General features: G+C 69.5%; 4 protein-coding genes. All 4 read left to right on the top strand.

What is annotated here, in order from left to right:
- Positions 1-215: 215 nt before the first annotated feature.
- The 4 genes from recQ (at position 216) to ACFE6Z_RS13680 (ending at position 7,527) form a co-directional block, all read left to right on the top strand.
- A complete protein-coding gene (recQ, locus tag ACFE6Z_RS13695; RefSeq protein WP_375386259.1) occupies positions 216-2,117 on the top strand; it encodes a DNA helicase RecQ in 1,902 nt (633 codons plus the stop codon).
- A gap of 199 nt (positions 2,118-2,316) precedes the next feature.
- Positions 2,317-4,422 carry an acyl-CoA dehydrogenase gene (locus tag ACFE6Z_RS13690; RefSeq protein WP_375386248.1) on the top strand — a complete coding sequence of 702 codons (2,106 nt, stop codon included), beginning with the start codon at positions 2,317-2,319 and terminating at the stop codon, positions 4,420-4,422.
- Between the two features lie 75 nt (positions 4,423-4,497).
- Entirely contained in the window at positions 4,498-5,079 is a 582-nt protein-coding gene (locus ACFE6Z_RS13685; RefSeq protein WP_375386247.1) for a DNA-3-methyladenine glycosylase I, read from the top strand.
- A 60-nt stretch (positions 5,080-5,139) separates the two neighbouring features.
- Positions 5,140-7,527, top strand: a complete 2,388-nt coding sequence (locus ACFE6Z_RS13680) for an ATP-binding cassette domain-containing protein (RefSeq protein WP_375386246.1) — start codon at positions 5,140-5,142, stop codon at positions 7,525-7,527.
- Positions 7,528-7,688 lie beyond the last annotated feature (161 nt).

The following is a 7,688-nucleotide window of genomic DNA, read 5'->3' as shown; positions in this document are numbered from 1 at the left end:
GAGGGTGCATTGCGGGGGTCGAGGGTGCATTGCGGGGGTCGAGGGTGCATTGCGGGGCGGGGTGGGGAGAGGCCGGCCGGCCTGTCGCCGCTCGTCGTTAGACTCGCCGGGTGACCCCGCGACCCTCCGACGACCTCGCGCCGGGGGGTCACCTCCCGTGGGACGACGAGCCGCCGCCCGACGACGAGTGGGCGCCGCCTCCGGACGATGGATGGATGCCTCCGCCACCCGAGCGCGCAGGCCAGGCCCCCGCAGCAAGGGTGGTCGTGCAGCCTCGGGCCGCGGCATCCCAGTACGCAACGCCGCTCGAGGCTCTGCGCACGGTCTTCGGGTACGACGCGTTCCGGGGCGACCAGGCCGCCGCCATCGACACGATCGTCGCGGGCGGCGACGCGATCGTGCTCATGCCCACCGGCGGCGGCAAGAGCCTGATCTACCAGGTGCCCGCGCTCGTGCGCGAAGGAACGGGCCTGGTCGTGAGCCCCCTGATCGCCCTCATGCACGACCAGGTCGACGCTCTGCGCGCCAACGGCGTGCGCGCGGCGTACCTCAACTCGACGCAGCGCCCCGACGAGCGGGCCGACGTCGAGCGCGCCTACCTCTCGGGCGAGCTCGACCTCATCTACGTCGCCCCCGAGCGGCTTTCGAGCGCGGCGACGCTCGCCCTCCTCAAGCGGGGCACGCTCAGCGTGATCGCGATCGACGAGGCGCATTGCGTGTCGCAGTGGGGCCACGACTTCCGCCCCGACTACCTCGCGCTGGGCGGTCTCGGCGACGACTTCCCCGGCGTCCCGCGGGTCGCCCTCACCGCGACGGCCACGGAGGCGACCCACAAGGAGATCGGCGAGCGGCTGCGGATGCCGCAGGCCCGCCATTTCGTCGCGAGCTTCGATCGCCCCAACATCCAGTACCGCATCGCGCCGAAGGCCGAGGCGCGGCAGCAGTTGCTCGCGTTCATCCAGTCGATGCGGTCGGTCACAGACACCGCTCCGGCCGGCATCGTCTACGCCCTGAGCCGCAAGAGCGTCGAGCAGACCGCCGAATTCCTCCGAGGCAAAGGCATCGACGCGCTGCCGTACCACGCGGGCCTCGACGCCTCGATGCGGGCCGCGCATCAGTCGCGGTTCCTGCGCGAAGACGGCGTCGTCATGGTCGCCACGATCGCGTTCGGCATGGGCATCGACAAGCCCGACGTCCGCTTCGTCGCCCACATCGACCTGCCCAAGTCGGTCGAGGGGTACTACCAGGAGACCGGCCGCGCCGGCCGCGACGGCGAGCCCTCGGTCGCGTGGATGGCCTACGGCCTCGGCGACGTCGTGCAGCAGCGCCGCATGATCGACCAGGGCGAGGGCGACCGCGCGCACCGCATCCGCCAGGGGCAGCACCTCGACGCGATGCTCGCCCTGTGCGAGACGACGGGATGCCGTCGCGTCGACCTGCTCGGATACTTCGGCCAGTCATCGAGCCCCTGCGGCAACTGCGACACGTGCCTCGAGCCGCCCGAGGTCTGGGACGGGCTGATCCCCGCGCAGAAGCTGCTGTCGACGATCGTGCGGCTCCAGCGCGAGCGCAATCAGTCGTTCGGCGCCGGCCAGCTCGTCGACATCCTGCGCGGCAACCGCACCGACCGCATCGTGCAGCAGCGCCACGACACGCTCGCGACGTTCGGCATCGGCGCCGACCTCAGCGAACCCGACTGGCGGAGCGTCATCCGTCAGCTCCTGGCCCGCGGTGTGGTGGTCGCCCGCGGCGAGTACGGCACCCTCGCGGTCGGTGAGGCCGGCGCCGGGGTGCTCTCGGGCGCGACCCCTGTGCCCCTCCGGCGTGACGTGCTGGGCCGCACGGGTGGCGGATCTTCGAGGGTGCGCAAGGCGGCAGCATCCGCGAATCTGGATGCTGCCGACCGCGGCCTCTTCGAAGCGCTCCGCGCGTGGCGTGCCGAGACTGCGCGCACCCAGGGGGTGCCCGCCTACATCGTGTTCGGCGACGCGACGCTGCGCGCGCTCGCCGAGGGCCGCCCCGCGTCGGTGCGCGACCTGGACGGGATCAGCGGCATCGGACAGAAGAAGCGCGAGGCCTACGGCGAAGCGGTCCTCGCGGTCATCGCCGGGCACTGACGCGCGGGGCAGTCGGCCCACCTCCTGCGATAGAAGCCACGCGCGTCCGGTTGCGGGGCGCACTGTCGAGGGGGCACAATCCGTGGCGGCCACGGGTCGCGGCGTCTTTGTGTGAAGCATCCATACACTTTCTCGTGATGTTGTGGGACTCCTACCATTGAGGGAACTTGCCCTTTCTCTGTGCGATGTGAGGATCCCCATGGCCGACGCCGTCGTTCGCTCCAAGAAGCCCGCCACCAGCAAGCGCACCCCCGCGGGCGGCGCGGCGCCCACGCCGCACACCGCCGCCGAGGCATCCGAACCGCGCATCCATGTCTCGCAGGTCACCGACTTGCTGCTCGGCACGTGGGGCGACACGCGTCGCGAGGCGCGCGAGATGATCAAAGACCCCGCGTTCTGGCGCGTCGACGGGCAGAGCATGGCCGAGCACCGCGAGCGCGTCCGCACGCAGCTGCACCTGCTCGTCGAGAACGGTGGCGTGCACCGCGCGTTTCCCACGGAGTACGGCGGCGCAGGTAACAACGGCGCCAACATCGCCGGGTTCGTCGAACTGGTCGCCGCCGACCCGAGCCTGCAGATCAAAGCGGGCGTGCAGTGGGGCCTGTTCGGCTCTGCCGTGCTGCAGCTGGGCACGAAGGAGCACCACGACAAGTGGCTGCCCGGCATCATGAACCTCGACATCCCCGGCGCGTTCGCGATGACCGAGACCGGACACGGATCGGATGTCGCGGCCGTCGGCACCACCGCGACCTACGACCTTGAGACCGAGGAGTTCGTCATCCACACGCCGTTCCGCGGCGCGTGGAAGGACTACCTGGGCAACGCCGCTCTGCACGGGATCGCGGCGACGGTGTTCGCCCAGCTGATCACGGGGGGCGTGAACCACGGCGTGCACTGCTTCTACGTGCCGCTGCGCGACGAGCACGGCGAGTTCCTCGACGGCATCGGCGGCGAGGACGACGGGCTCAAGGGCGGCCTGAACGGCATCGACAACGGCCGGCTGCACTTCGACCACGTCCGCGTGCCGCGGACCAACCTGCTCAACAAGTACGGCGACGTCGCGGCAGACGGCACCTACTCGAGCCACATCTCCAGCCCCGGCCGCCGGTTCTTCACGATGCTCGGCACCCTGGTGCAGGGTCGCGTTTCGCTCGACGGCTCGGCGGCGTGGGGTTCGGCCCTGGGCCTGTACATCGCGCTCACCTACGCGAACCAGCGCCGCCAGTTCGACTCCGGCGCAGGCACCGACGAGGTCGTGCTGCTGGACTACGGCAAGCACCAGCGCCGCCTTCTGCCCCGCCTGGCGACGACGTACGCGTCGATCTTCGCGCATGACGAGTTCCTCCAGAAGTTCGACGCCGTCTTCAGCGGGGCGGCCGACACCGATGCCGACCGCGAAGACCTCGAGACCCTCGCGGCCGCGCTCAAGCCCCTTTCGACCTGGCACGCCCTCGACACGCTCCAAGAGGCGCGCGAAGCGTGCGGCGGCGCGGGCTTCCTCGCCGAGAACCGCCTCGTCGGGCTGCGCTCCGACCTCGACGTGTACGCCACGTTCGAGGGCGACAACAACGTGCTCCTGCAGCTCGTCGGCAAGCGGCTCCTCGCCGACTACGGCAAGCAGTTCAAGGGCGCGGATGCGGCGACGCTCGCCAAGTACGCGGTCGGTCAGACTGCGGGCAAGCTCTTCCACGGCGCCGGCATGCGCAGGCTGGGCCAGACCGTCGGCGACCTCGGCTCGACCGCCCGCGCCGTCGAGCGTGGGCTTCGCGCCGACCAGCAGCACGAGCTGCTCGCCGGCCGCGTGCAGCAGATGGTGGCGGATGTCGCGGGGCGCCTGCGTCCGGCATCCGCACTCTCCAAGACCGAGGCGGCCGCCGTCTTCAACGCCAACCAGTCAGAGCTCATCGAGGCCGCTCGCGCGCACGGCGAGTTGCTGCAGTGGGAGGCGTTCACGGATGCTGTGAACTCGGTCGCCGACCCGGGTACGGCGCGCGTGCTGACCTGGCTGCGCGACCTGTTCGGGCTCAGCCTGATCGAGAAGCATCTGTCGTGGTACCTCATCAACGGCCGCCTGTCGACCCAGCGGGCGGCGGCGGTCTCGAGCTACATCGACCGGCTGTGCCTGCGCCTCCGGCCGCACGCGCAGGATCTCGTCGACGCTTTCGGCTACGCCCCCGAGCACGTGCGCGCTTCCATCGCCTCCGGCGCCGAGCGGGCCCGTCAGGACGAGGCGCGCGCGTACTTCGCCGCTCTCGAGGCCTCGGGCGAGGCCCCGATCTCGGAGAAGGTCGCGAACAAGCGGTAGCCCGGGCCCGCTCGCGGTCTGAGCGGGTGCTTCGCGGGTCGCCTTAGGCTTCGCGGGTCGCCTTAGGGTGGCGGGGTGAGCGACATCAGGATCGGCGACGACGGCATCGCGCGCTGCGGCTGGGCCGCCAGCGACCCCGAGTACTGCCGCTACCACGACGAGGAGTGGGGCACGCCCCTCCACGGCGATCGGCCGCTGTTCGAGAAGATGAGCCTCGAGGGGTTTCAGGCCGGGCTCTCGTGGATCACGATCCTGCGCAAGCGCCCGCGGTTCCGTGAGGTGTTCGCCGGCTTCGACCCGGCCGTGATCGCCGAGTTCGGGCCCGACGACATCGAGCGCTTGATGCAGGATGCCGGCATCATCCGCAATCGCGCCAAGATCGAGGCCACGATCTCCAACGCCCGTCTCATGCTCGATCTCGAGCCCGGCGAGCTCGACGCGTTCCTCTGGTCGTTCGCACCTGCGGCGCACCGGCCGCCGGCGACCTTTGCCGACGTGCCTGCGACCACGCCCGAATCCGAAGCGATGAGCAAGGCGCTGCGCGCGCGCGGCTTCCGGTTCGTCGGCCCGACGACGATGTACGCCCTGATGCAGTCCGGTGGCATGGTCGACGATCACGTCGCCGGATGCTGGCGCGCCCGCGCGGGGATCGAGTAGCGCGCAACGGATCGCTGTGCTCGAGCGGCGGGGGTCGGAGGGGTGCGCCAGACTGTCGGCATGCCTGAAAGCGCAGCATCCGCTCACGTCGCCGACTCTCACGAGGTCATCCGCGTCGTGGGTGCGCGCGAGAACAACCTCAAGAACGTCGACGTCGAGATCCCCAAGCGCCGCCTCACGGTCTTCACCGGGGTGAGCGGATCGGGCAAATCATCGCTCGTGTTCGGCACGATCGCCAACGAGTCGCAGCGCCTGATCAACGAGACCTACCCCACGTTCGTGCAGCAGTTCATGGGGCAGCTCAGCCGCCCCGAGGTCGACGCGCTCGAGAACGTGAGCCCGGCGATCGTCGTCGATCAGGAACGGATGGGCGCGAACGCGCGCTCGACCGTGGGCACCGCGACCGATGCCCACGCCATGCTGCGCATGCTGTTCAGCCGGCTGGGCAGGCCCCACGTCGGCTCGCCGCAGGCCTTCTCGTTCAACGTGCCGTCGGTCAGCGGCGCCGGCGCGGTGACGCTGCAGAGCGGTAAGAAGCAGCGCCGCTCGTTCGAGATCACCGGGGGGATGTGCCCGCGCTGCGAGGGGCTCGGCGAAGCGAGCGACATCGACCTCGACGAGATCTTCGACCGCGAGAAGTCGCTCGCCGAAGGCGCGATCACCGTCCCCGGCTACAGCGTCGACGGCTGGATGGTGCGCGGCTTCACCGAGTCGGGCTTCGTCGATCCCGACAAGAAGATCAAGGACTACTCCGAGCACGAGCTCGCCGACTTCCTCTACAAGGAGCCGACGAAGGTCAAGATCCAGAACATCAACATGACCTACGAGGGGCTCATCCCCAAGCTCACCAAGTCGATGCTCCAGAAAGACCGCGACGCGCTTCAGCCGCACATCCGCGCATTCGTCGAGCGGGCGGTCAGGTTCACGGCCTGCCCGGCATGCGGGGGCACGAGACTCAACGACGGCGCGCGGTCGTCCAAGATCAAAGGAATCAGCATCGCGGATGCTGCGGCCATGCAGATCACCGATCTCGCGGCGTGGCTGCGCACGGTGGACGACGCCGAGGTCGCCCCGCTCATGGTGACGCTCCGGGACGTGATCGACTCGTTCGTCGACATCGGGCTCGGCTACCTCTCGCTGGATCGCTCGAGCGGCACGCTCTCGGGCGGCGAGTCGCAGCGCACGAAGATGATCCGGCACCTCGGCTCGGCGCTCACCGACATCAGCTACGTGTTCGACGAGCCCACCGCGGGCCTGCACCCGCACGACATCCAGCGCATGAACGCGCTCCTGCTGCTGCTGCGCGACAAGGGAAACACGGTGCTCGTCGTCGAGCACAAGCCGGAGGTCATCGAGATCGCCGACCACGTCGTCGACCTGGGGCCTGGGGCCGGCCGCGCAGGCGGCGAGATCCAGTACGAAGGGGATGTCGCGGGCCTGCGCGCCTCGGGAACACTCACGGGCCGTCACCTCGACCACCGGGCGAAGCTCAAAGATTCCACGCGCACGTCGAAGGCCGCACTCGAGATCCGCGGAGCCGCGCAGCACAACCTCAGGAACGTGGACGTCGACATCCCGCTCGGCGTCCTGGTGGTCGTCACCGGCGTCGCCGGGTCGGGCAAGTCCTCGCTCATCCACGGCAACCTGCCGGCGTTCGACGATGGGCATGAGAAGAGCGTCGTGATCGTCGACCAGGCGCCGATAAAGGGCAACCGTCGCAGCAGCCCCGCGACGTACACCGGCATCCTCGACACCGTCCGCACCGCCTTCGCCAAGGCGAACGGAGTGAAGCCCGCGCTGTTCAGCGCCAACTCCGAGGGCGCATGCCCCGCCTGCAAGGGGCTCGGCGTCATCATCACGACCCTCGGCTTCACCCAGACCGTCGAGACGCTGTGCGAGCTGTGCGACGGCAGCGGCTTCAGCGACGAAGTGCTGGAATACCTGCTCGACGGCAAGAACATCGCCGAGGTGCTCGCGATGTCGGCGGCTGAGGCATCCGAATTCTTCGCCGCATCCCACATCAAGGGCGCTGCCCAGACGACGCTGGCGCGCATGATCGACGTCGGCATCGGCTACATCACGCTCGGGCAAGCGCTCAACACCCTGTCCGGCGGTGAGCGCCAGCGCCTCAAGCTCGCGATCTCGATGGCGAAGAAGGGCGCGATCTATGTGCTCGACGAGCCCACGACCGGCCTGCACCTCGCCGACGTCGACAACATGCTCGGGATGCTCGACCGCCTGGTCGAGGCGGGCAACAGCGTCATCGTGATCGAGCATCATCAGGCCGTCATGGCCCACGCGGACTGGATCATCGACCTCGGTCCGGGCGCCGGGCACGACGGCGGGGCGATCGTGTTCGAGGGGACCCCGGCCGATCTGGTGGCGAAGGCGGACACCCTCACGGCGAAGCACCTGAAGAAGTACGTGGGGACTCCTTCGATGCGGTGATCGCGGCCCGCGTACTGCGTCGGTTCGGGCGATCTCGATACGCTCGCAAGCTCGCTACTCGATCACCGCGCGGGGCTCGCAAGCTCGCTACTCGATCACCGCCGGTGGACCGTGGGGATATGTGCCCATCCATACCATTCCGGTGCGCAGGTTAGTCTGAG

Source organism: uncultured Microbacterium sp., from assembly GCF_964244775.1.
Classification (GTDB): Bacteria; Actinomycetota; Actinomycetes; order Actinomycetales; family Microbacteriaceae; genus Microbacterium.
The sequence above is the reverse complement of the archived record's forward strand: the minus strand, read 5'-3'. Positions and strand labels throughout refer to the sequence as shown.